This is a genomic window from Alteromonas nitratireducens (assembly GCF_040812025.1).
Taxonomy (GTDB): domain Bacteria; phylum Pseudomonadota; class Gammaproteobacteria; order Enterobacterales; family Alteromonadaceae; genus Alteromonas; species Alteromonas nitratireducens.
The window spans coordinates 71,084-95,310 of sequence record NZ_JBFNPK010000013.1 but is presented as its reverse complement, the minus strand read 5'-3'; the positions used below and the strand labels follow the sequence as shown (position 1 = coordinate 95,310).

Below are 24,227 nucleotides of genomic sequence, written 5' to 3'. Positions count from 1 at the left end.
GACATCTGACGCGCCTTAAAAGGTGAACGTTACGGCAAGCTGTAACAGGGTTTCACTGTGGGTACGTGCCTGATTAATCAGCACCCGGTTGTCGGCGCCGCTTTCAACGTACTGAAGCTCGCCTGACAACGATACCGCTGACGATACCTGATACTGGTAATTTGCCGTTACGCCATACCCTGCACTGGCGTTCCGGTCGCTCTGAAAGTCATCGTTGTCGACCACCTGAAACCAGTCGGCTCTGGCGCTAACACGATGTTTTCCGGTGAGATAAGACAGCGCGGCATAGGCAGCATGAAAGTCGTTATTGACGACCTCCTCGCCCATTAAGGTGCTGCCGGTCAGCACCTGGGCATACCACTGCCATTGCGACGAAATAAACTGCCTGAAAGACAGCGAATGAAAGCGGGTATGCCAGCCATACAATCGCTCGGGGGTTATCGCTGTGGGATTGGCGCGGTTGTCATAGTAGTAATAACGCAGATCGACGGTTCGCCGGTATAGCATGTGTGCACCGGCATACCAGCCCCAGCGACCATCAATTTCATGGAACGGCTCTGTCCACGCCGGTGCACCAATGGCCTCCTGTGAGACCACGCCCGGCCAGCGGGGAAAGTGAATTCTGTCGTTGTACAGTGACTGTCGGTCATGCAGCGCAAAGCCGCGCCATGATATCAGGGTGGCAGTGGTATCGTTGCCTTTAAACATGCCGCCGTGAAGCGACCACGAATAAAGGCTGCGAGCCTGTCTGCCCGGCCGTCTGAGGCTGAATTCAGCACCGCCAGTGCGCACTTCCTCACCTATCCACGAATTGATGGCGCTGTTGCTCAGAAAGTGCGGTGACAACCAGCCGGTCGTGGTATTTTCAACTGACAGTGCAGGATAAAAGGCCCCCACTTTCACTGATGGCTTCCATTGTGCTGCAGAAAGCGGCCGGTATTCAGCGTACAACTGCGAAATGCCGGCCTTGCGTTCGCCGTCTGAGTAGCCGTTGACGACAGCATGCAGCCGCCAGTCATGGTAGACGTCAGAGGAATAGCTAACCAACGCTTGTGACAACGCGACCGTGTCGTCATTAAACCGCTGCAGGCCGGTGCCATGACGCTGAAACGACGGCGGTGCGTCACTTGCCAGCAGGCTGAGTCGCACTACACCGTTGGTTTTTGCCTGGCTGCAGATACTGACTGCACTTACCAGTAAGGCAGCAAGTAATCGTCGCATCAGTACTCCTCAAGCCCGTTTTCGCTGTCGGTTGCGGGGTAAAGTGGCTGCGTCAGGGACACGCTCAGCCGGTCATCCTTGTTCACCGTAATGGTGCGGGACATCGCGATGTCGTCTTCATGCATTCTTGGGTGCCAGACCGACAGGGTAAACGTGTCTGCCGGTACCGTCAGGGTTACCTCGCCACCTTTTGGCGTGGTTGCGAAGTAGGGCGTGTCGGTCACATAAATAAAGCCCAGCATCCAGTCGTGAATGTTACAGCCGAGATCCACCACGCCTGCTTCGTCAAACGTGATTGCTGAAGCGCCCGCTTCCTTGTAGAGCTTCAGCTCGAACTGTCTGGCGGGGGAAAACGAATACACGTGGTGAAAAATATTGTCAGAATTAGGAAACGACACCGTGGTATGCGACTGAACGGCCAGCACATGTGGAACAAACTGCTTGTTGATCTGATTCATTATGGCGGGCGGCGCTGATTGTGGCTGATTACGCTCGGCGTCGGTCAGCGCCCGGTCAGGCGTCAGCACAACCACGGCATTACCGACCGGTGTTCCGTCAGGCTCAGTCACGCTTATGGTAAGCGTGTGTGCCATAAGACCCGGGGAGAGCAATAGCGTAGCAAGTAGCAGAAAAAAGCGTCGAAATGTCACCCGGTGTTCCCTTTGTCAGTTCGGCAATAGTTATTCAGACAGGATCAGCATAGCAAATCTTTCAGCCCTGACACGGGAACAAATATAACGCGTGTTGCTAAAAGGCGTTACAACGCGATCAATGAGTAGCTATTCGCCAAGCAGGTGCTGCCACATTTTAAAATGCATTGCCGCTTTGGCTTTCAGCGTGCCGGATACCGCATCATCATCCAGCAGGTGAGCAGGAATGGCATGCAGCATACGATAGAGCGACAGTGTGCAGGTGCCGGCGGCCCAGATTTGCGTGAGGTGAAGCCTGAGCATGTCGGCCTGATCCGCCAGCGCCTGAGTACGCTGTACCAGTGGCGAAGTAATGTGATCAGCAACCGGAAAACTGGCAACGGCCACCTCGAAGTCGCGCTGTAACTGCTCGGCATACTCATCATTGGGGGACAGATCGTGGCCGGTTTTTTCTGCCTGGTCGACCGCGGCCTGCGCCTGTTCCATGGTGTCAAACAGGCGCATGTGCATGTCTGCAAACCAGGGTTCAAGCTTTGCAATTTCAGGGTGTACTGTCGGTTCTGATGACATCGTCCTTTCACTACCCGTTGATGCCAGCCCATGATGGCTGACAGGTTCGCATGTTTTGGTTAGTTTATTTTACCGGCGAAGTCAGAGGCAGGATCAGCTTCACACACACACCGGTATGATCGGGCAAATCAGACAGGGTGATTTTCCCCTTATGATACTGCGTAATCATGTTGGCGATGTAAAGCCCCAGTCCCAGGTGGGGGTGCGCGGCGTCGGCATAACGGCTGGCATCGGCACGCACTGAGACCATCGACTGCAGTAACTGTTCCGCCATCCCTTCAGGCAGCAGCGGGCCGGGGTTGGTAATGGTCAGATGAAGCTGTCGCTGCTGTACCCAGGCATGCAGTGAAATGGTGTCGCCGGGCTGGCTGAATTCCACCGAATTCGCGACAATTTTATCCAGCATCTGGGCAAACAATTCAGGCGCACCGGTTACCACCGCTTGCTCAGCCGACAGACGCAACTGAAACTCGCGCTGAGGATACGCCTGCTGGTAACCGGCAATACAGCCATCCAGTACCTTCACGGCGTCAAACGGCTCCGGCGATTCCTGCGCAATGGCATGCTCCAGGCGCGTTGCCTCACTCATGCTGTTCAAAATAGTGCTGAGACGGCGCAGTCCCTCCTGCGCACGGTCAATGTACAGCCGGTGGCTGTCGGGTTCGTCTACCGTGGCCAGCATATCAAGTGATGACTTGACCACCGCAATCGGGGTACGCAGTTCGTGTGACAGACGCGACGCCATGTTTTCCAGGTAGCTGTTGTATTGTTGCAGCCGTCCCAGCACGTCGTTGAACGAGCGCGACAAATCGCCAATCTCGTCGTGCTGACGGCTTAATGGCAGCGTGCCGACAATTTTGCCGTTATCGTCAATCACCGCCTCGGTGTCATCACGCAGCTTGCGGATGCGGCCTGAAATACGGTTGGCAAATAACAGCAGGCTGAGCGTGCCAATCAGCATGACCGCCAGAATAACGTGGAAGAGTTCTTCCAGTGCCTGATTACGCAGCGTACGAATGCCGTTGGTGGTTTGCTCAACCACCACTGCGCCCATCACGTTGTCACCAATATAGATAGGGTAGGCGGCCGACAGCACCACCGCTTTGTTGTCGGGTGTCAGGCGCCACAGCGAGTCAGGCTGACCGTCCAGCGCCGAACTGATGTCTTTGCCCACCAGTGCATAGGCGTCGTCCAGTTCATCCACAAAATCTGCCGGTGGCTTGGTCAGCACGTGGTAATACAGGGGCAGCAGCCAGTTGTCTTCCACCCACCGCCACCAGGCCAGATCGCTTTGTGTTCGGCCCGGTGCCCTGAAGCCCGCTGACGACTGAATGTCACCGGCGCGGGCCAATACCCGTTTGTGTTTATCAACCACCCACACCCGCGAGCCGGCGTACTGCAGGCCTGACAAAATACGCTCAATTTCCGGTGACGGTGTAACCACGGTACCAAGCGCGTCGGCCCGGTTTGGGTTAGCGGTACCTATGGCGTACTGTTTCCTGCGCGAGCGCGGATCGTCTACATCAACCAGTGCAAACGCCAGTGAGCCCGAGGTCATCGACAGCGGGAAGCGAAGTTCTATGTTGTAGCCGGTGGGGGTGTTTTCCCAGCGTCCCTGAATATCCAGGGCGTTGTCTTTGGCGCGGTAGCGACTGAGATCGTCATCAAGGGCATAGGCATTCACCCAGCCGGCCTGATAGGGCGCAATAATGTAGCGCTGCAAGTCACCCTCTTCCGTAGTCAATCCAATAAGTAAGTGGTCACTTCGGTCTACTGCCAGACTGTTGGACTGGCGCCAGACCAGCTTGTCGTCGGTCACGTCAAACATCGCGTAAAGAAACTGGCCGTAACGGCCTACCATGTGGGTAAACGACAGCGTGGTTGCCGGGCGGGGAAAGGTGGTGTCGAACCAGTTAACCACCTGATCCTCACCATATTGCTGTTTTAGCGGTGTTACGCTGTCCCAGTCACCCAGCCGGGCGTCCAGCCGGATTGGACTGGGAATAGGCGGGGCATACAAATCGGTACCCGGACGCACGTCCTGCAAATACGCTGACTGGCTGTCGAATAAGGCAGGACGCTCATGCAGCGCCGTGGCGACGGCGCGAGCGGTGCCAATCATGGTCTGCTCCTGGCCGCTGCGCAGGTATTGCTCCAGCTCCCACACATATTTGTAGCCCAGCCACGGAATGGTAAACAGAAACAACGACAGCAGCAGTAGCTGTACCCGGATGGAAAAGCGCGGTCGCAGCATCTTAGCTCTGCCAGCGATAGCCCATGCCATACACGGTATCGATATGATCGAAGGTGTCGTCCAGGGCAATGAACTTCTTACGCATACGCTTAATATGCGATGTAATAGTGGTGTCATCCACAACCATGCGCGACTCGTCCATCAGCTGCTGGCGGCTTTTAACATGACCGGGATGCTTAATCAGGGCGTGCAGCATCCAGAATTCGGTGACGGTCAGCGCCACACTCATGCCTTTCCAGCTCACCGTCATGCGTGATACATCCACCTCCAGATGCCCAATTCGCAGCGTTTCGCTTTGCTGTTGCGGCGAGGCCAGTAAGTCGGTACGGCGAAACAGCGCCGCAATACGGGCAAGCAGATGCGCCAGACTGATATCTTTGGTGAGGTAATCATCGGCGCCCATGCGCAGCCCGCTGATGGTATCCACGTCATTATCACGGGCGGTAAAAAAGATAATAGGTAAAGACTGTGACAACTGGCGAAGCTGCTGACACAGCATAAAGCCGCCTTCCATCTCGTCGTTCAGGCCAATATCAATGATGGCGAGATCGGGCAGTGCCTGCGCAAACGCCGCCGAGGCAGACGGACGGTCTGCATAGCTGTTTACCTGGTATCCCTGATTTTTGAGGGCCGCGGCATAGTTATCACGGATTGCCGCATCATCTTCTACAAGCGCAATGGTTCTGGGCATTGTTTTGTCCTGCAACCTGATTCTGGACACACTATATCCGATTGCATTATCAAATTGCCGAACTCAGGCAAAAAATCCTCAAGCCCGCCATCTTTTTGCCACATTCGCGAAGCATGCGACGGAAAGAGAGGGAGGATCCGGTGCAAAACACGTCGTGCATCCGTCCATGGAGACTCCGCCACCGCATCCCTGCGGTGGAGGGTTTTGCACCGGATCCTCCCACTCTTCCCAACGTCACTTAACAAAATGGCAAACAAGGCGGCAAGTGGAAGGAAGTGTTGCAACCGGGAGCTCTGCCGCAGGGATGCGGCAGTGAAGGCCACAAGGATGGATTTACGCCGTCCCCGGTCGCAACACTCCCTTCTGCTTATATCCAATTCTGCCACCAAACATCGCTGCTTTTCCCCGGTATTGCCATAACGTAGCCCGATTTGGGGTGTGTAATAGCTCCATCAACACAGCAACGGCTGACCCTTTGCGCTGTGTACCGACCAACCCGGGCACAGCGCTTTTTTACCTGATTGGAGAAACACAATGAAAAAAACAGTACTGGCAGTAGCAATGGGCACCATGTTGACCTTACCCGCAATGGCACAGACCACCGCCGACGAGCAGAAAACCCAGGCAATTGGCCTGGGCGCAGGCGCGCTGGTTGGGACAGTTATCGGCGGCCCGGTGGGCGGCGTGATTGGCGCGATCATGGGCGGCATGATTGGCAATGACACCGTGCAGGACGATAGACTGCTGGCGGCACAGCAGGCGTTAAACAGTGCCGAGGACGAGCTGTTTGCGATGCGCGACACGCTGCACACTATGCAGGAAGAAGCACGCTTAACGCGGGTGTCTTATCAGGAAACGCCGAAAGAAAAAGTGCTGGCGGTACAAAGCAGCGTTCAGTTTAAAACGGCGTCGGTGAATGTCGAGCCCGCCTACCATGAGCAACTGGACCTGGTTGCCGATGCCCTGAAACGCCATCCGTCATTGCAGGTGCGTCTGACCGGCCATGCCGATAACCGCGGTGATGAAACGTTTAACGAAGCCCTGTCGATGCAGCGCGCGCTGAACGTAAAACAGTACCTGACCCGTCAGGGTGTGGATGCCGGACAAATTCTCACAGTGGCGGTAGGTGAGAAAGGCAGTAAAGGCCAGTCGTATGAAGACACCTTCTTCGACCGCAAAGTGGTGCTTGAGGTAGCAGACACCGGCGAGGTGCTGACTGCCAGGCGGTAAGCCTCAGTCTGGCGTCGGGACCGTCAGGCACTGTCACAGATGACACGGCTGCCCTGCGTACTTCAGCGCGCACGGCAGCCTGTTTTCCACATGTATAAACAGACGCAGGCGCACCCTGCAGGCCATGTTTTCACTTTTATTTACACACAGTTACCACCCACCTGAAAAACATCTACACTTAGCAGACACAATCACGTTATTAGTACGACGCCGCATGGCGGCGGCGATGGCTCAGGTGCAATGGACAGTCGTTCTGCAATGATGATCAACCCGTTCAGGCCGGGGAATAATTTTAATGTACTGCTGCACAGTCCTTCTGCTGAACCCGAACGGCTGTATACCTATTGTCATGGTTTAGTCCATATACACAAGCGGCGGCTGATCAGACAGCAGCCCGGCCAGCTTGTTTTTATTGGTGATGCCGGACACCGGCGCGGTGTGTTCGGGTCGTTAGCCAGCCACGTAACTGAATTCGGCATTATTGATAACACCATTCTGAACCCTTTTCTGTACAACCAGGAGCCTACCCTGTCGGCGATGGTGCCTGATCTGTTGCTGCTTATCGCCTTATCCCAGATGTTAGAGGAAGAACCGCCGGATAAAGCAATGCGCCGCGCTTTTGCGGATATTACTGAGGCGCTCTGGCAGGCGTACGGACAGAAAGTGTCGTTGCGTCTGTTGGTGGAAACATGCCGTGAGCAGGGTGAGACGTTTGAGGCGGTTGCCGACGCGCTGGCAGCGTTTTATCACCTCAGGAACGAGTGCATCATGCGCCGTGAAGATAATTCACTGCAAAACAAAATGTTACCCGTGTCAGGCATAAAGGAAGCCTTGCCGACCACGGCGCGCGAAGTGCATGTGATGCCCCGTGGCTTTCTGTTATCCGACAGCGCCACGCTGTGCACAATTTACCTGTATTTGTTTGCGCTGCAGCAACAGTCGTTACACAGCAGCGAAAAAGTCAGGGTAAGCGTGGTAATGAACGATACCCTGAATGTGTTCAGTAATACCGAATCAGGTGCGTTCAATAGCCAGAGTTATCGCATTTTTGCTGCCCTGCTTAAACAGGCAAAAGCAGCGAGCATGTCGCTGTCCTATGCGTCCGCCCGCCCGCACGGTGCGCTCTGTCAGCGTGTCATTGCGCCGCATGCAGCGCATCATATGCTGTAAGTGATAACCATCAGAGCATGCCTGATCGCGGTGAGTAATTTTCATGGACATCACTGACCGCACTCACTACATTCACTGGTAACAACCACAGGAATTATTTTATGCGACACGCTGCGCTTTTCTTTGCGTTTATGATGATGTCAGTATCAGCGACCGTGCTGGCTGAGCCGGCATCACTGAAGCAGGCCATCGACAACGACTATCCCTATTTGCAAACCTTGTTTGAGCATTTTCACGCCAACCCTGAACTATCCATGCAGGAGGTAAAGACCGCAGCCCGGATGGCCCGCGAGCTTGAGGCGCTGGGGTATTCGGTACAAACCGGTATTGGCAATACCGGGCTGGTGGCCACCATGAAAAACGGAGACGGTCCGACCCTGCTTATTCGCGCCGACATGGACGCGCTGCCCGTGCAGGAGAAAACCGGGTTGCCGTATGCTTCCACCGTCAGGCAGGTGAACCTGGAAGGGAAGGAAATGCCGGTGATGCACGCCTGCGGGCACGACATGCATATTACGTCGCTGATTGGCGTGGCGCGGCGCATGGCCGACATGAAAGACGCCTGGCAGGGCACACTTCACCTGGTCGGCCAGCCCGCTGAGGAAGCGCTGGGCGGTGCCAAGGCGATGGTAGAAGATGGTCTGTATACGCGGATAAAGCGTCCCGATTATGCGCTGGCTATGCATGTTATAGCCAAGTATCCGGCCGGTAAAATTGCCTTCAGTGACGGGCTGATGTACTCCAGTGCCGATGTGGTGCGCATTAAGGTGCATGGCGTGGCCACCCATGGTGCTTCACCGCACCTGGGCAAAGACCCGGTGTTACTGGGCAGTCAGATTGTGGTGGCACTGCAGTCAATCATTACCCGCGAGGTGTCGCCCATTGAGCCTGCGCTTATCACCGTTGGCGCCTTTCATGCCGGTACCGCTGCTAACGTGATCACGGATGTTGCCGAACTGGATATCACAGTACGCGCGAATACCGAGAAAACCCGTGCGCTACTGCTAAACAGCATTCGTCGTGTTGCCATTCAGACCGCCAAAGCGGCTGGCGTGCCCGACACGCTGCTGCCCGAGGTGACCGTGGCAGAAGACGGCGCACCAACCACCACTAATGACGCGGCGCTTGCGCAGCGGGTGCGTCAGGCCATGGTTGACGGCATGGGCGCTGACGCACTAGTGCCCTGGTATCAGTCCGATATGGGTGCAGAGGATTTTCCCGATTTGGTTAACGTTGCGCCACCTATCCCCAGTGTGTATTTTGAGGTGGGCGGAACGCCTGCACAAAAACTGGCTTCGGGTGACTGGGCCGATCACCACTCACCGCTGTTTGAAATTGCGCCGGAGCCGTCTATTAAGGCTGCGGTGGAAGCCATGACGCTGTCAGCGCTGGCGCTGTTACCCAGATAAACCCAACTTTCCAGGCAGTAACCGGGGGCTTTGCGCCCGGTTACTTGCTGACATAAATGTCACCGTCGTACACGCCCTGAATGGTGAGCTTCTGACTGGACAGCGAGCGCAGGTAGTCAATATGGTCCTGCTTAATTCTGAGGCCCGGCACCAGCAACGGGATACCCGGTGGATACGGGGTGACCAGCCCGGCAGCAATACGCCCAACGCTCTCCTGCCAGGGAATGGCTTCACGTTCACCATAAAACGCCTGGCTGGGCAGCATTTCCAGTTCGATTGGCGGAATGGCCGGTGGCAGGGCAACGCGTGTTTTGCTGCGACGCAGCGTGACACTGCCATCATCCAGCTTTTTCAGTGCGTTATACAGGCGCACAATTTTAGAGCGCATACCGCCTAAGGTCAGCAGTACCAGCAGTGTGCTGTGTGTGAATTTCTCAATTTCCAGCCCTACCTCGTCCATCAGAAAACGGTGAATTTCCTGATTGGAGTAATCCAGTTGCGACACGTCTATCAGTATTTTTAGCGGATCGTGCCCCATATTGTCGGTACTGAAATGCGGGAATATCTGGCTGAAATCGTCCTTATCGAGAATTCGGATGCGTCTGAACTTCGCAACCTGCTGTTTCAGTTCACTGACATTCTTCAGCAGGGTATTGAGGATTTTATACCCTTCCATTTCCAGCTGTTTGCGGCAGACATCCAGCGACGCAATAATCTGATACTTCGGCGATGTGCTGGTATGAATGCTGTAGACCTCTTTGAAAAAGTCTTTATCAAAGTCAGGGTCGTTGACATGAATGTAAGACGCCTGTGAAAACGCCGACACCACCTTGTGCGCGGAATGCGTAACATAGTCTGCACCACTGTGAATGGCCGAATACGGCCTGAAGGTGGGATGAAACAGCGAGTAGGCAAACCAGGCTTCGTCAATAAACACCTTCATCCCGTGCTGGTGGCCAAGGTCAACCACCTGTTTCAGATCGGTCAGCAGGCCATCGTAGGTACAGCCGGTCAGCACAATCAGCCGGGCATCCGGGTTGGCCTCAATCTCGGCTTTTAACTGCTCCAGTTTCGGTGGTGCAAAAATGCCGTAGTCCGGGTTCAGCACGCTGTCTAAATACACCGGCATGGCTCTGGCCTGAATAATGCCGTAGTGCACCGACTTGTGACAGTTGCGGTCAACAATCACCTTGTCGCCGTCACGCAGTAAGGTTTGCAGAATGATCTTGTTTGAGGTTGACGAGCCGTTGGTGACAAAAAACGACTGCTGTACCTCAAAAGTGCTGGCCACCACCGACTGCGCGCGACCAATGGCGTGGGTGCCGTCTGACAGTGACCCTAACGAGTCGACACTGACCGACAGGTCGCTGACAAACACGTTGCGACCAAAGAAACGGTAAAAGTCGCTGATGTAGTCAGAATGGCGGAAACTGGCGCCGCCGCTGTGGCCGGGCGTATGCCAAGAGTCATTCGACTCGGTTACGTATTTTTTATACGCGCTCCAGAACGGCGTTTCGCTGCGATCATCAAAGTCGTTGATGATATAGCCCAGCATAGACTCCGGATCTGACAGGACGTCGCTGCGATAAAAGAATGACTCAATCCCGGCGGTCTGATTAACAATGTCCAGCCCCTCCTGCACATCTGACACCACATAAATGGGCAGTTCGTGGCGCACTGCCTTAATGGCTGATACGACCGACGCATGGTCAGACTGTGCCTGCGTGGCGCTGTCGCTGTTGCCGGGGGTGGCATCCCAGTTAAACACCACCGCCTGGATATCACCGTCGTCAAGGACAAGGCGCAGCCCGTCTGACACCGAGCAGACCCCCAGTATCTCTACGTTAATATCGCGGCGGTCAAAGGCGTTGATTGCTGACATAAGCTGAGCGGTAAGCTGATTAAGCAGGGCTTCAGAGTCTTCAATCAGCAGTATTTTGAGTGTTGGCAGCATAGCGTGGCAGTAAGGAAATATAGTGAATTCTGCGCAACAGACTAACAGAAAACGGGCCGCGAGAAACTGTTGTGATTGCGTGCATAACGAAGCTGACAACACGCCGTGCGGTAAGGTAGTCTGGGTAAAGGACTACTCCCACGCCAAAAAGGACAGGCCTGTGCACGCACTACTGATGGAAATTGCCCTGACCGGCAGCATGGTATTTATTGCCAGCGCCCTGCTGCATTATCTGGCCTATCAAAAGGGCCTGCTGCGCGACCGGGAGGTAAGCACACAACAGCACATTCAGACTGAGGCGATATCAGATAAACAAAAAAAGCAGGTAGCTCACCCCCTAATTAGGAAATGGCTGACGTTTGGTGGCGGCTACTATGGCATTATCGCGTTTGTCAGGCTGATTAGCATTGAAGCCAGTCAGGGCTGGGAGCTTGTCACAAACTGGCCGGGAACAGACGCCTTTACCCGCGGCAGCGGCCTGAACAGCCTGATTCATCTGTTTGTCAGTTTTCTGGTTGAGCAGTTTAAAACCTTCGCCCAGGCTATCTCCTGGCCCGCCCATTATGTGAGTACCTTTCCGATAGGGCAGTGCGCGCTATTCATTGTGGCAACCTATCTGCTGTTTATCGGCGCACGGCAGGTTGCCTGGCGATGGTATCTTCGTGGTGAGGGGTAAGAGGGGATGCCCCCAGCATAGTTCGGTCGGAGGGCTTTTAGAGACAAACAGCAGACGTTAAGGTCTTTGTATTCAAGCCTCCGGTTTGTGTCAAAAGCAGGCCATTTTATGTCCCAGTAAAACGACAACTAACGACCTAAAGCTGACGTTAGAAAATTCGAACTATACGACTATATTGGGCGAAAAATCATCATACTTTTAATCAAACTTGGCCTCAGAAAACGCTGTTTAAATAAAAAATATTCAAAACTGGCTTGCACAACTTTAGGGGACGCTTGACTTGGAAACTTGAGTCTTTAATACAAATTCATTTGATACCCATAAAGAAATCTTTCGTACCATATCACCGTGTTGAAAACCCATTAGGATCATAATGAAGGCTGTGATGAAGAATATGACAGCACAACATCTCGTCGCTCGGCGGTCCATCACGACAGGCCCCGTTACAGCGGCTTATGAACTCAAGGTGGAAGCGGGGGAGGTGCAACGAGATGACGCGCAAGTCGCTCTGGCGGCAAAATTCGATGTCCTGCACGAGTCTCTTGCCTCGCTCCCGCCAGCAGCCGTGCGCACTGAAAATCCGACAAAGAGCAGCCGTACAAGCAGCAGTTCACGTTTACTGGCGCGACCCCTGGCATCCGCCCAGTCATTTCTACGAAAGAAGTTCCATTTGTGGTCTTTTGGTCCACCACCGCGAGGCTTGTACATTCATGGACCGGTCGGGGTCGGCAAGAGCTTTCTAATGGACCTTTTTTACGCGTCGGTTACTGTTCCTGATGATGATTCTTGCTGTAATAATGGCAGCCACAGCCTCAAACACGCAAAAATTACCAAACGCCGCGTCCACTTTCATGAATTCATGCTAGACGTTCATCATCGAATCTTTGTCTATAAACAGAAGCACCCGCGAGATGATGCGATTCCCGTCATTGCGCAACAATTGGCACAAGAAGCCCAACTCCTCTGTTTCGATGAATTTCAAGTAACAGACGTTGCCGATGCCATGATTTTGAAGCGACTGTTTTCATTATTATTAGATTGGAATGTCGTGGTGGTGGCCACCTCGAATCGCGCCCCCGATGCCTTGTATGAGGGAGGCATCAACCGATCCCTCTTTTTGCCATTCATAGACATGTTAAAACACACGTTCGACATTATTTCCATGGAGGATTCCGCCAAGGATTATCGACTCGAAACTCGAGCGGATGGTCAATCCTATTTTTGGTCAAATAAGGATGTTCATGGCGATAATAATAGTAAAAACAACATACAGACGCAGTTGGAAGAAATATTTGGTGGCACTGCATCCGAAACTGAGGCTGAGACTATTCCTGTTCTCTTTGGTCGCACCGTCCAGGTCGCCCGATTGAATGACCGGTGTGCCTGGTTTGACTTTTCCGAGTTGTGCTACCAACCGCTCGGGGCGGCCGATTATATTTCCCTCTGCGACCGATTTCCGGTCATCATTATCGAACGCGTCCCCCAACTGGATGCTAATCACCTCAACGAAGCGCGACGGTTCGTGACTCTCATCGACGCGTGTTATGAATCTCGCACCCGCTTGGTGCTGGCGGCACAAGTCCCGCTCGACGAATTGTTTGTTGATTTTGAAGCGCAAGTCGAAAGCAGTGATGAAGATGGAGAATTGATTGTCAGTGAGAAAGGGGGGAACTCGAGTTCTTTTGCGACGACCATGATTCGCACCAAACAGGGGGAATATTATGAGTGGTCGGCGACGGGGCGAATTGGCGTGTCACTGGCACAGTTATCGTCCGCTAATGATCTCGCCTTTTCCTTTCGACGAGCCGCGTCTCGGTTGGTAGAAATGGGTGGAAAGGAATGGGGGCGGCAATGACGAAATATCTTTATCTTCCATTCGCTAATTGAACACAAGATGCTTTGAAACCCACGAGCTGCGCTGACTGGCATCAAAAGACAAAGAGCAGACATTCAACTTTTAAATAAGGGGCTCAAATACGTGTGCAAAAATGGCAAAGCCGCGCACGTGTTTGCGTCCCAGCTAACGAAGTGAGTGCCAATATCGTTTTGTTAGTTGCCATTGCTTGATACTTCCTTTTTATAAGTTCCAGATGTCCCAAACCAAACAAGCAGCGCAAAAATTCCAAATCGCATAACGATATTAATGTAAAAGCTTCGCGGTTCTGATTCTAAAGAATATTCAATTCCTCTCCTGATAATGAAACCATCTCTAACGTCTATCATGATCCTATAAAAAACATACGCAGCAGCAATGCAGAAAAAAATTTTTAAAGGCCAGAAAAGTGACTTCGGAATCGCTACTTGTACTAATTTCAAATTCATTCCTTTGAGTAAACGATTACCACATGGCAACTAACGCTAAGCTAACGGTCAGTGACGTAGCGGCATCATCGCGAAGCGCCGCTGCGTTACTGTCCCAGTGTGGCACGCAGTGCTGCACATGTTAAGCGCTTTGTTAAATGCCATACACCTCGGTAATTTTGGTTAACCAGCGAGGCTCTTTGTCTTTTGCAAACCATCTAAGCATTTGTGCTGCTGCTTCCGGAAAAATATACACATCTTCTGTATTTAAGAATTGAAAGAATAGAGTGTCCTTGTCCATGATTTGCTGATCACTGTATTTCATGTGAATTGTGGCGTCGCGTGCCTGCTTGAGTTTCTTAAATGACTCCCAAGGGCGCTTACCTTTAGGAGTCGAAACTTTAAGTGCTTTCGGAACTACTACAGAAAGTTTTTCGTCTGTAGAAATCTGACGCTCAAGCTCAGAGGGTGACATGAATTCTCTTTTCTTTTTTCTCTTCATTTCCATGCCTTCCTTCAAATGCCGAGAAATAGTGTGATTGCAAAATAGCTCTAAAGCTTGAAATGAAAATGTAACTGCAGCCATACATTCTTCAAAATAGTCGAATAGCATCGTGTGGCAATGGCTTTTGACCGCCAGTCCCGGTCCTTCTGGTGTAGCCACCTCTAAGTATTCTATTTTTTTAAATAGAATATTGGCTTCCGAAGCGGCCTTTAGCGCTTTATTTAACGCCATTGCAGCAGAGCTTGGTAAGTTGAAGCTTATCCATTTATTTTTTTCGTTTAGAACCAAGCTTGATAAGTATAGAGGTGTTCCTGCTTTATGGCTGGGACCACCGGGATAAGCTGCTGGGACATCTGCAGTTATTCTTGTTACTGCTGCGAATCTAAAGTCACCTAAATCATCATCCATAAAAAGATTTATCCTTTGGCATTTAACATTTAAATGAAGCGAACCCTAAGAACCGCATATTAATTTTTATCATGCCGGGCCATCTCCCGCTATCCTTTACTGTGACCGCGCTGGCGTCACTTTTACTATTTTGCGAATCTATTTATATGCGAAACACGGTTAATATATATATGAATTACTGTTGGTATGGTACAGGTATTTTTATTACGCAAGTGTAGTTTTGGAGCAGTCCGCAAGCCCAGGGAGGTTGCGGCCTGCGCCGCAATGACGGTAGCTTTTATAAGCCCTCTCATCGGCAGCTAGGAGCTAGATGTAGCAACGCTCCAGACCCCGAACCATACCCACTACACATGCTTCCCACCCGTCCAGCCGCCTTTTGCCAGCACCTTTTCTCCCAGTGCTTTAGGGCTGTCTTCCAGGTCGGTGGCCATAGAATCATTCCAGCGGTTAAGAAAACCATACAGGCTGACGGCACCTAAAATTTCAACAATCTGGCCTTCGTCCCAGTGTTGTTTCATGGCGTCCACCAGTTCGGCGGTAACTGCGTTCGGCACACTGCCTGCGGCCAGGGCGTAGTCCAGCGCCACCCGTTCGGCATCGGTGTACAGCGGACTGGTCTGGTAATCCCACACCGCGGCTACCTTCTCATCGCTGATGCCGTGAATGCCGGCGGCAATCAGCGAATGCGCCTCGCAGTACTGACAGCCAGCCGCACGGCTGGCGAAATGGGCGATTAGGCGCTTAAAACCCGGGTCAACGGTCGAGCCTTCGCCCATCACGCCTTTGGTCAGTGCTGCAAAGCCTTTTACCATTTCGGGGCGGCGCTGCATGGTTAACAGGGAATTGGGCACAAAACCCAGAATATCGACAAATACGGCAAAATCATCTGCCAGTTCCGGATGGGTGTCTTCTGGCAGTGGGGACAGGTGTGACATACTAACCTCTTAAGGTAAATAGCGCTTATGCCCTTGAATTTTGCTATTTTGTTCGCACCTATAGGGGCATTGCGCCGTAATGATACGGTAGTGAAAACAACACGTTTACGTCACTATCATTGCGGGAATGTGCGCAGGATGCAAATCATCAGCAGCACGGCACGCGTGCAGGACCACGTATCGCCCGATACGGGCCTGTCAGGCTGCTCTGACGCCCTGGCATGCACCATCACCATGCCAGCATTGCACAACACACAAATCAGGTAAGGTATGAAAGCACTAGATATAACCGGGTTAACCAAAACCTACCGCGGCGGCGTGCAGGCCTTAAAAGGGGTCGATCTGCACGTGGACGAAGGAGATTTCTTCGCGCTGCTGGGGCCTAACGGCGCCGGTAAGTCCACTACCATTGGCATTGTCAGCTCGCTGGTGAATCAGACCAGTGGTGACGTCAGGGTGTGTGGCTACGACCTTGCCACCGAAAAAGAAGCGGCCAAATCCTGCATTGGTCTGGTGCCACAGGAATTTAACTTTAACCAGTTTGAAACGGTCATGCAGATTGTGCTGAACCAGGCCGGTTATTACGGTGTACCGCGTCACATTGCGAAAGAGCGCGCGAAAAAGTACCTGGCACAGCTGGATTTGTGGGAAAAACGCAACGCCCGTGCACGCGAGCTGTCAGGCGGTATGAAACGCCGTCTGATGATTGCCCGTGCACTGATGCATGAGCCGCGCCTGCTTATTCTGGACGAGCCCACCGCCGGGGTAGACATTGAAATTCGCCGTTCCATGTGGCGTTTTCTGAAAGAGATCAACGAGCAGGGTATTACCATTATCCTTACTACCCATTACCTGGAAGAGGCCGAAATGCTGTGCCGCAATATCGCCATTATTAACAAAGGCGTGATTGTGGAAAACACCAGTATGAAAGCCCTGCTGACCAAGCTCAGCATGGAAACCTTTGTGCTGGATATTGCCGAAACCGACAAACCGGTTGCCCTGGACGGCTTTGAATACCGCATGACCGACTCGCATACGCTGGAAGTTGATGTAGAGAAAACCGCCGGTCTTAACCCGGTATTCACCCAGCTTACCGAGCAGGGCGTGCAGGTACTGAGTATGCGTAACAAGGCGAACCGCCTGGAAGAGCTGTTTGTGCGCCTGGTAGAAACCGACGAGCAGGCGAAGGAGGCGTAAGATGTCACAGCAACCACTAGCGAAAGAAAGTAATTCGGCCAGCCCCCGTCAGGGCTACTTTAAACAGAATGCCATTGCGCTTAACACCATCTGGATTAAAGAGTGCACCCGTTTTCTGCGCATCTGGATCCAGACCCTGGTGCCGCCTGCCATTACCATGAGCCTGTACTTTATTATCTTCGGCAGCCTGATTGGCGATCGTATCGGGCAGATGGACGGTTTCACCTACATGGAGTTTATTGTGCCCGGCCTTATCATGATGTCGGTGATCACCAATGCTTACTCCAATGTCTCGTCGTCGTTTTTCAGCGCCAAGTTTCAGCGCAATATTGAGGAGCTGCTGATTTCGCCGGTGCCCACTTCGGTGATTATTTTTGGTTACGTGGGCGGCGGGGTTGCCCGTGCGTTACTTATCGGCGTTATTGTTACGCTGGTTTCGATGTTTTTTGTTGATGTGAACCTGCAGCACCCGCTGGTGGTGATTGTGACCTTACTGCTTACCGCCACACTGTTTGCCACGGCGGGGCTGATTAACGCGGTGTTTGCAAAAACGTTTGACGATATCAGCGTGATTCCCACGTTTGTGCTGACACCGCTGACCTACCTGGGCGGAGTGTTTTACTCGCTTAAGCTGCTGCCGGAGTTCTGGCAGACAGTGAGCCAGGCCAACCCGGTGGTGTATATGGTAAATGGCTTCCGTTATGGCTTCCTCGGGCAGTCTGACGTGGGCATTGAGGTGTCGCTGATCCTGCTGGTGGGTTTTAACGTGCTGATGTACAGCGTGGCCTACTACCTGCTGAAAACCGGTAAGGGAATTCGCAGTTAATGGTGTCGGGCAACTCCCGCGCCATCTCAACCAACCAGCAGGGCGTGCATGACAAGCTGGATGAGCTGGTAAAACGTTATCAGTCATCCGCTACCCGCCGCCCGGTCAGCCAGCACACCCAGGCAGCATTTGATGAGGTGAACGACTGGCTTCACGGTTTTGACGGGCCGGTGGTGCTGGACTCGTGCTGTGGGGTTGGTGAGAGCACGGCAAAACTGGCCGTGAAGTATCCGCATGCCCGGGTCATTGGCATTGATAAGTCGGAAGCCCGGCTGGATAAGCACGCCACCTATGCCAGTGACGCCGACAACTACCGCGTGATTCGCGCTGACGTGAATGACTTCTGGCGCCTGGTGGCACAAAGCCAGTGGCAGGTAGAAAAACACTACCTGCTGTACCCCAATCCGTATCCCAAGTCGTCTCAGGTGCAAAAGCGCTGGCACGCATCCGACGCCATGCCAGCATTAATGGCCACCAGTAACGCCTTTGAGGTGCGCAGCAACTGGCTGGTGTACGTGATGGAATTTGCCCAGGCCGCCCGCCATTACGGGCTTGCCTCAGCATTGCGCGAGGTCGATACCGCACACACGTTTACGCCGTTTGAGCGCAAGTACACCCAAAGCGGGCAAACCTGCTGGCAACTGACACTGGCCTCAGAAGAAGCCGAATAACATCAGAACAGGCCGGCGCTGATACGTGGCCACCACATCATCAGTGTGGCCGCCGCCACACCGGTTGCCGTGGTTGCAACGGCAAACAACAGGGCGCTATTCACAAGCAGTCCGCTGATGGGGCTTCGGCGGCGCTGCGCCCAAAAATACACCTCGGCAATGGCCATCGGCAGCAGATAACTGGCGAACGACAGGAACAGGTCCATCGGGCCGTCCAGTGTTGCGTTGTTGCCGTTAGGCCCCTGGTTGACCATAAACCATCCCATCAGCAGCAGCCTGAACGACCACACCCCGTTAATAAGAATAAACGCGTGAATGGCAAAGCGCTGATGCTGCACAAACTGCCGGGCTTTGGCGTAGTGCCATGCCAGCGCTACCGCAACAGGAATCAGGATGCCATTGAGGGTAACACCTAACCCGCCGATATCGCTCAGGCGGGTGTCACGCCCCCAGGTCAGCCACAATCCGGTCAGCGCGCCACTTAGTCCAATCAGCAGAAAAAAACGTCCGTTTAAGCGGTGAAACGCCGGGTAACGCTGGCGCAGTGAAGGCACCAGTTGCAGTACTCCACTCAGGCTCAGCAGCATCACCGGCAAAATATGAAACAGCATGACGGCATTGCCAACGTCGTCGCCGTTAACAAATCCCTTGATCATATGTGCGGTGGTGGTCTCGCTCATTGCACCGGTAACGGTGGGCCAGGTGAATTGGGCAAAAATATACACCGCAAACATCCACTGACCGGTTAGCACGGCAATTACCCATCCGCGCATCAGTAACGCGGTGGACGATTTACCAGACAACCACAGCGGCAGTCTTATTGAAGATAAGGTGGACAACATCGTGCTCATAACAGACTCCTCATTGCACAAAAAACAGTGCCGAGTGTGCGCGGTGACGGGCGCATCGTCCTGTCAGATTCTGAATCTGATACCCAAAATACGCGTGACCGGTCATATTCATTAACAATTGTTGCGGGCGCAGGACGGTTTTTCGGCGTACACTGCGTATGTCAGAAAAGAGGGTAGGGTGATGAACATCAGCACCGCATATAGTATTTTGCTGTGCGTCAGTCTGGGTCTGATGCTGGCGCAACTGTCTGTAGCCCGTAAACGGGCTGAACACATTGTATTTGCCATTTTCAGTGGCTCGCTGGCAATGGTGTCGGTGAAGGTACTGAGCGCTGATCTGGTGGGGCCATACCAGTACATCATCGGGCTCGGCACCTGTGCCACCTGCAACGTTATTTGGCTGGTCTCGCGCGCGATTTTCCGGGGCGATAATGCCATCGGGGCCGGGCACATTGCTGTGGCGCTGGTGGTTGCGCTGCTGGTGATGATGAATCAGGGCGTGCACTTTGCCTCAGCTACCGCTATGCTCTCGACAGACACCTCACAGCTTATCAGTGGTGGTATCGGCGAGGTCACACAGTTACTCTCATCCACCGTGCTTATGCTGAGCATGTGGGAAGCACTCAGAACCCCTGATAACGGTGCAGTGATGCGTCCCTGGCAATGCTATCTGTTTGCCTTTGCGTTCTTTTCCGGCGTGATGCTGTGCACCGTTGTGATTAACCTGATTACCGATCCGGTACTGCGAGCCCGGCTGCAGCCTGTATTCGTGGTGTTTTCAGCCCTGTTTATCCTTATCACAACGCAGTTGCTGCTGGTGTGTAAGGAGCGGCAACGGGAGCAGTCCGGGCCAGCCATGCCGCAAATGGCCGAAGAGGAGAATGTGCCTGAGGCAGACGCCACGGTCATTGATGGGATCCGCACGCAATTTACCACGCATCAGGTTTACCTGACGCCAAGCCTGAAAATGATAGACGTGGCGAATGCCCTCGGGGTCTCGGAGTATAAAATAAGCCGCGCTATCCGCTATCATTTCGATGCAGATAACTTCAGCCATCTGGTGAATCAGTACCGCGTGGCGCATGCCAAAGCCCTGCTCGTTGCTGCACACAGTGCGCAGTGGTCGGTACTGGTGATTGGGCTGGAAAGCGGCTTTTCCTCGTTGTCGTCATTTAATCGCGCCTTCAAAGCCATTGAGGGCTGTTCGCCCAACGCTTATCGGCAGCAGTACCTGCAGCATGGCAATGCCGCGACGGTGTGAGAGAAAACGCGGTGTTACTGCACCGAATAAGGCGTGGGCTGGGGTTTGCTGAACACAAAGCCCTGTGCGTAGCGAATAGGCAGGCGTGAAATCACGTCCAGTAACTCTTCACTTTCAACATGCTCGGCCACCACATCAATACTGCGTAACTGGCATTCGTTGAGCAGGTGGTCGACAAACGCATTCACTTCCGGATCGCTGTCATAATGCCGGACCAGCCCGCCAGCCAGTTTAATGCCGCGTATCGGCAGTGCCAGTAAGCGCTTAATGTTGCCCGGCGGTGTGCCCACATTATCAATAAACACGCCCAGGCCGTGAGGCCGGCTTTGCTCGATGAAATCGCAGACCTTTTCAGGGTGCGTCAGGGCGGTTTTTGCGCTGATTTCAACGCTCACGCGACTGGGATTGGGGTAGTCGGTAAGACACTCAAGAAACCGTTCCAGCAGCGCCGGATTGGTCAGATCGCTCTCTTCCAGATTGATATTCCACGGCATGTTGAGCGTTTGGAAATAGCGCGCCGACTGGGTAAACATGGCCTCTGCCAGCGCCTGTACGTTACTCTGGCGTTCAAGCAGGTGAAGAAACTGGTTAGGCAGAAAGGTGCGGTCGTTTTCGGTTACCAGCCGGGCCAGGCACTCATAGCGCCATACTCTGGACACCGATAAATCCATAATCGGCTGGAAGTAGGGCACAATGTTGTCCATTGTTAATGAGGTTGCCTGAACGGGTGCGCGCATAAATTACTGTGTATTATTTCCCATAAGGGTAAAGATAGCAGAAAAGGGTATAAAGCTGTAAACAACAAACAGACGGATGGGGCGCGTGTTGTGAGCAGCCCGGTCATCGTCTTTCTCTGCGCGAAAATTGAAAGGGCCAATGATGAAAAGCCAACGACTGATAACCGCATTGTGTGTGCTTACCACCGCTGCCACGGTACAGGCAGCCAGTACCCAGGATTTTCTGGATGCGCACGCGGTAAAGCGTACGTTGTCGGGCGACTGGATCACGGTGAAAGGCAGCCGTAAAATCGACAAAAGCCGCATTATGACACAGGCCGAACTAACTGATTGTCTGACCATGGGCTTTAAAATTGATGCGGTGAATACACGGGTAAGGGCAGACAAACAGGCGTTGTCAAAACAGCAGGGCAACCTGTCATCCTGGCAGCGTGATCAAGCCGGACAGCTCGACCGTGAAGCGCGCAGGCTTGAGCAGGAACGTGCCGACATTGCGCGCCTGCGTGAGCAGGCCGAGGCGCAGCAGCAACAGGTTGATGCCTTAAAGCGCAGCCTCGATCGTAACTCGTCGGTACAGGTGAAGCAGTACAATCAGGCCGTTGATGCCTACAATCAAAGCCAGACCAGTTTACAAAAACGCATTACCGCGTTTAATAAAGCCAATCAGGCGTATCAGCAGCAGCGCGCCAGCTTTACCCGCAGCCAGCAGCAGAAAACCCAGTCATATAATGCCGACCTGGATGCCTCGAAGCAGTCCGCGAGAGAAGATTTTGCGCAGGCCAAGGCGCTGGAAACGGCCTTCGGCCGACAGTGTAAATCGCGGTTTTTCAATATTGCAGATGAAGCTGGGGCGGTGGCAGAAGCACGGCAGCGCGCGCAATAAAAAGCCGGTGCATGGGGCACCGGCAAACAGAAATACAGCTTACTGCGCTTTTTCGCTGGCCGCTGGCTGACCGTAGCGCGGTGAGCGCGGTCCGTACAGCAGGCCATTGTGCGAGTCTGCTGACAGCAACCGGTTTGTGGTAATTGCAGCAATGTCGAAACCGCGATCGGTGATGGTTTCGAAAATCTGGTTCACCGCCGCCTCTACCAGCATGCCAATCAGACCATTGTTGTTGCCGCCCCGGGTTTCTGCCGACGAGGCACTGGCCGCGTCCTGCCACAGCACTGTGCCCGTACGCAGATCAACCAGCGTAGCCGAGACGCTGACCACAGTGTCACTGGATATCACCACGTAGCTGGTACCGTATTGTTCCACCGTCAGATACAGTGCGGCATCCGCACCAAAAATCTCGTGTAGTTTTGTTACCGGTACGGCCTGCACATCACTGGCCACAGTCAGACCGTTGTTTTTAAACGTCTGATCAACCAGGGCTACCGGGAAGACGTAGTAGCCCGATTCAGCAATGGGCGCGACAACCTGTGCCATCACACTGTAGGGGGCAATCACTTCCGGTGAGTTATTGATTGGCGGCAACACCAAAATCGAGTGCGGATCGGCATTGCGAAATGCACTGTAGTCGTGCGGCGCGGGCGAACTTACGCAGCCACCCAGCGAGACAAGCGCAACAAGTATGAATAAATAATTACGATTCATGACGTGCGATGCCTCCGGATGTCAGCAAAAAGTTGAGGAACTGCGCCGACTCAGGAAACAGCTGCATTTCCTGTTCAAAATGGAACTGCCCCTGGGTTGGATTGCCTGCCTCAAAGTACAGCATGCCAAGGTGCGCATGCACGCCCGGCGCTACCGGCTTGTTCTTTGCGCTGGCCTGTTCAATCACGTTCTGTAGCGCGGTGATCTGCGCTTCCAGCGTGATATCGTCGGCTTTGAAATAACTGTATACGGCGGTGGTATAGTCACCATAGTAATACTGCGGCTCGGTCGACTTGCATCCGGACAGCAGGGTGACCAGCGCGGCGGTCACCGTTAGCCATGTTACTGCCTTTCTCATACTCAGATTTTCCAGGCGCCTGATTCAATGCCGGTAACCAGCTTGTTGACCACTTCGCGGATGGCCAGATCCAGTACTTTGCCATTCAGTGTGGCGTCATAGCTGGCGGTACTGCCAAAGCCCAGAACCTCGCGTTCTGACAGGCTGTATTCGCCTGCGCCCTGCACTGAATACACGACTTCTGATGTGGTCACATCCACCACGTTCAGCGTGACCTTGGCATACGCAATTTGCGATTTACCCTTACCCAGCAGACCAAACAGCTGCTTGTCACCCACCGCTTTGCGGCCAAACTCGGTAACATCACCGGTGACAACAAATCTGGCGCCGCTGATGGACTGACTGCTGCCGGCCAGGCCTGCTTCCTGCTGCAGCATTTGCATGTTATCTCGGTCCAGCACGGTAAACCGGTTGGTTTGCTGCAGGTGGCTCATCAGCGTGGTTTTTGCCTGGTTACCCAGACGGTCCTGGCCATTGGAGAAAATGCCGTTCTGGAAGCTGGAGCGGTTGACAAACTGACCTACCACAAGCTTGCTTTTCTCACCACTGTAGCTGGTGTTGTAGGAATCAACGGTAGGGGTGTCTACCACCTTAGACGAGGTGGTGGCGCACCCGGCGGCACTGCCGATGGCAACAACAATGGCGGCGGCAGAAGCCAGACGGCTAACGCGGTTATTAAACATAGTTACTCCTGATTATCAGAGAAAAAAATGAAACACGGTAGTGGACGGAGCAACGATGAAACGTTACCTCCC

25 protein-coding genes are annotated in these 24,227 nt (G+C 53.5%); 11 read left to right on the top strand and 14 right to left on the bottom strand.

Features of this window, described 5'->3' with window-relative positions:
- Positions 1-15: 15 nt before the first annotated feature.
- The 5 genes from AB1N33_RS12210 to pdsR form a co-directional block, all read right to left on the bottom strand.
- On the bottom strand, positions 16-1,221 hold the full coding sequence (locus AB1N33_RS12210) for a hypothetical protein (RefSeq protein WP_411271833.1): 1,206 nt from the start codon (positions 1,219-1,221) through the stop codon (positions 16-18).
- On the bottom strand, positions 1,221-1,871 hold the full coding sequence (locus AB1N33_RS12205; protein ID WP_411271832.1) for a methylamine utilization protein: 651 nt from the start codon (positions 1,869-1,871) through the stop codon (positions 1,221-1,223). Before AB1N33_RS12205 ends, AB1N33_RS12210 begins: the two co-directional genes overlap by 1 nt.
- A 129-nt stretch (positions 1,872-2,000) precedes the next feature.
- Complete coding sequence (locus AB1N33_RS12200) at positions 2,001-2,441, bottom strand: hypothetical protein (RefSeq protein ID WP_411271831.1); 441 nt, start codon at positions 2,439-2,441, stop codon at positions 2,001-2,003.
- A gap of 64 nt (positions 2,442-2,505) precedes the next feature.
- On the bottom strand, positions 2,506-4,695 hold the full coding sequence (gene pdsS / locus AB1N33_RS12195; protein ID WP_411271830.1) for a proteobacterial dedicated sortase system histidine kinase: 2,190 nt from the start codon (positions 4,693-4,695) through the stop codon (positions 2,506-2,508).
- A gap of 1 nt (position 4,696) precedes the next feature.
- The gene (pdsR, locus tag AB1N33_RS12190; protein ID WP_411271829.1) at positions 4,697-5,386 is read right to left on the bottom strand and encodes a proteobacterial dedicated sortase system response regulator; all 690 of its coding nucleotides are present in this window, start codon (positions 5,384-5,386) and stop codon (positions 4,697-4,699) included.
- 534 nt (positions 5,387-5,920) lie between these two features.
- Between pdsR and pdsO the strand changes: the two genes are divergently transcribed.
- From pdsO to AB1N33_RS12175, 3 genes are all read left to right on the top strand, one after another.
- On the top strand, positions 5,921-6,616 hold the full coding sequence (gene pdsO, locus AB1N33_RS12185) for a sortase-associated OmpA-like protein PdsO (protein WP_411271828.1): 696 nt from the start codon (positions 5,921-5,923) through the stop codon (positions 6,614-6,616).
- Positions 6,617-6,856: 240 nt separating this feature from the next.
- On the top strand, positions 6,857-7,786 hold the full coding sequence (locus tag AB1N33_RS12180) for a hypothetical protein (protein WP_411271827.1): 930 nt from the start codon (positions 6,857-6,859) through the stop codon (positions 7,784-7,786).
- 101 nt (positions 7,787-7,887) lie between these two features.
- The gene (locus tag AB1N33_RS12175; protein WP_411271826.1) at positions 7,888-9,195 is read left to right on the top strand and encodes an amidohydrolase; all 1,308 of its coding nucleotides are present in this window, start codon (positions 7,888-7,890) and stop codon (positions 9,193-9,195) included.
- A 40-nt stretch (positions 9,196-9,235) separates the two neighbouring features.
- Here AB1N33_RS12175 and AB1N33_RS12170 read toward each other — a convergent pair whose 3' ends face one another.
- Complete coding sequence (locus tag AB1N33_RS12170; RefSeq protein WP_411271825.1) at positions 9,236-11,149, bottom strand: aminotransferase class V-fold PLP-dependent enzyme; 1,914 nt, start codon at positions 11,147-11,149, stop codon at positions 9,236-9,238.
- A gap of 160 nt (positions 11,150-11,309) precedes the next feature.
- On the opposite strand from AB1N33_RS12170, the gene AB1N33_RS12165 reads away from it, so the two are divergent.
- Positions 11,310-11,825: a hypothetical protein gene (locus tag AB1N33_RS12165; RefSeq protein WP_411271824.1), complete on the top strand. Its 516-nt coding sequence runs from the start codon at positions 11,310-11,312 to the stop codon at positions 11,823-11,825.
- Between the two features lie 385 nt (positions 11,826-12,210).
- Positions 12,211-13,680 carry a cell division protein ZapE gene (gene zapE, locus AB1N33_RS12160; RefSeq protein WP_411271823.1) on the top strand — a complete coding sequence of 490 codons (1,470 nt, stop codon included), beginning with the start codon at positions 12,211-12,213 and terminating at the stop codon, positions 13,678-13,680.
- 194 nt (positions 13,681-13,874) lie between these two features.
- Here the strand turns inward: zapE and AB1N33_RS12155 are convergent, their stop codons facing one another.
- The 3 genes from AB1N33_RS12155 to AB1N33_RS12145 form a co-directional block, all read right to left on the bottom strand.
- Positions 13,875-14,141, bottom strand: a complete 267-nt coding sequence (locus AB1N33_RS12155; protein ID WP_411271822.1) for a hypothetical protein — start codon at positions 14,139-14,141, stop codon at positions 13,875-13,877.
- Positions 14,142-14,280: 139 nt separating this feature from the next.
- A complete protein-coding gene (locus tag AB1N33_RS12150) occupies positions 14,281-15,039 on the bottom strand; it encodes a hypothetical protein (RefSeq protein WP_411271821.1) in 759 nt (252 codons plus the stop codon).
- A 344-nt stretch (positions 15,040-15,383) separates the two neighbouring features.
- A complete protein-coding gene (locus AB1N33_RS12145; protein ID WP_411271820.1) occupies positions 15,384-15,974 on the bottom strand; it encodes a carboxymuconolactone decarboxylase family protein in 591 nt (196 codons plus the stop codon).
- Positions 15,975-16,064: 90 nt separating this feature from the next.
- On the opposite strand from AB1N33_RS12145, the gene AB1N33_RS12140 reads away from it, so the two are divergent.
- From AB1N33_RS12140 to trmB, 4 genes are read left to right on the top strand one after another with little or no spacing between them, the layout of a single operon-like run.
- Positions 16,065-16,241: a hypothetical protein gene (locus AB1N33_RS12140; protein ID WP_411271819.1), complete on the top strand. Its 177-nt coding sequence runs from the start codon at positions 16,065-16,067 to the stop codon at positions 16,239-16,241.
- A gap of 3 nt (positions 16,242-16,244) precedes the next feature.
- The gene (locus tag AB1N33_RS12135) at positions 16,245-17,171 is read left to right on the top strand and encodes an ABC transporter ATP-binding protein (protein WP_411271818.1); all 927 of its coding nucleotides are present in this window, start codon (positions 16,245-16,247) and stop codon (positions 17,169-17,171) included.
- Between the two features lies 1 nt (position 17,172).
- A complete protein-coding gene (locus AB1N33_RS12130; RefSeq protein ID WP_411271817.1) occupies positions 17,173-17,997 on the top strand; it encodes an ABC transporter permease in 825 nt (274 codons plus the stop codon).
- Positions 17,997-18,668 (top strand): tRNA (guanine(46)-N(7))-methyltransferase TrmB, encoded by a 672-nt coding sequence (trmB, locus tag AB1N33_RS12125; RefSeq protein ID WP_411271816.1) that lies wholly within the window; start codon positions 17,997-17,999, stop codon positions 18,666-18,668. The genes AB1N33_RS12130 and trmB overlap by 1 nt, the downstream gene beginning before the upstream one ends.
- Before the next feature lie 2 nt (positions 18,669-18,670).
- Here trmB and AB1N33_RS12120 read toward each other — a convergent pair whose 3' ends face one another.
- Entirely contained in the window at positions 18,671-19,519 is an 849-nt protein-coding gene (locus AB1N33_RS12120; protein WP_411271815.1) for a DUF2306 domain-containing protein, read from the bottom strand.
- Between the two features lie 181 nt (positions 19,520-19,700).
- Here AB1N33_RS12120 and AB1N33_RS12115 point away from each other — a divergent pair, with 181 nt between their 5' ends.
- Positions 19,701-20,780 carry an AraC family transcriptional regulator gene (locus tag AB1N33_RS12115; RefSeq protein WP_411271814.1) on the top strand — a complete coding sequence of 360 codons (1,080 nt, stop codon included), beginning with the start codon at positions 19,701-19,703 and terminating at the stop codon, positions 20,778-20,780.
- Positions 20,781-20,794: 14 nt separating this feature from the next.
- Here the strand turns inward: AB1N33_RS12115 and AB1N33_RS12110 are convergent, their stop codons facing one another.
- Positions 20,795-21,517: an EAL domain-containing protein gene (locus AB1N33_RS12110; protein ID WP_411271813.1), complete on the bottom strand. Its 723-nt coding sequence runs from the start codon at positions 21,515-21,517 to the stop codon at positions 20,795-20,797.
- 139 nt (positions 21,518-21,656) lie between these two features.
- Here AB1N33_RS12110 and AB1N33_RS12105 point away from each other — a divergent pair, with 139 nt between their 5' ends.
- A complete protein-coding gene (locus AB1N33_RS12105) occupies positions 21,657-22,400 on the top strand; it encodes a hypothetical protein (RefSeq protein WP_411271812.1) in 744 nt (247 codons plus the stop codon).
- Positions 22,401-22,439: 39 nt separating this feature from the next.
- Here AB1N33_RS12105 and AB1N33_RS12100 read toward each other — a convergent pair whose 3' ends face one another.
- From AB1N33_RS12100 to AB1N33_RS12090, 3 genes are read right to left on the bottom strand one after another with little or no spacing between them, the layout of a single operon-like run.
- Complete coding sequence (locus AB1N33_RS12100) at positions 22,440-23,114, bottom strand: DUF799 domain-containing protein (RefSeq protein WP_411271811.1); 675 nt, start codon at positions 23,112-23,114, stop codon at positions 22,440-22,442.
- Positions 23,104-23,472 carry a DUF4810 domain-containing protein gene (locus tag AB1N33_RS12095; RefSeq protein WP_411271810.1) on the bottom strand — a complete coding sequence of 123 codons (369 nt, stop codon included), beginning with the start codon at positions 23,470-23,472 and terminating at the stop codon, positions 23,104-23,106. The genes AB1N33_RS12100 and AB1N33_RS12095 overlap by 11 nt, the downstream gene beginning before the upstream one ends.
- Positions 23,473-23,474: 2 nt before the next feature.
- Positions 23,475-24,155: a CsgG/HfaB family protein gene (locus AB1N33_RS12090; RefSeq protein ID WP_411271809.1), complete on the bottom strand. Its 681-nt coding sequence runs from the start codon at positions 24,153-24,155 to the stop codon at positions 23,475-23,477.
- Positions 24,156-24,227: the final 72 nt, after the last annotated feature.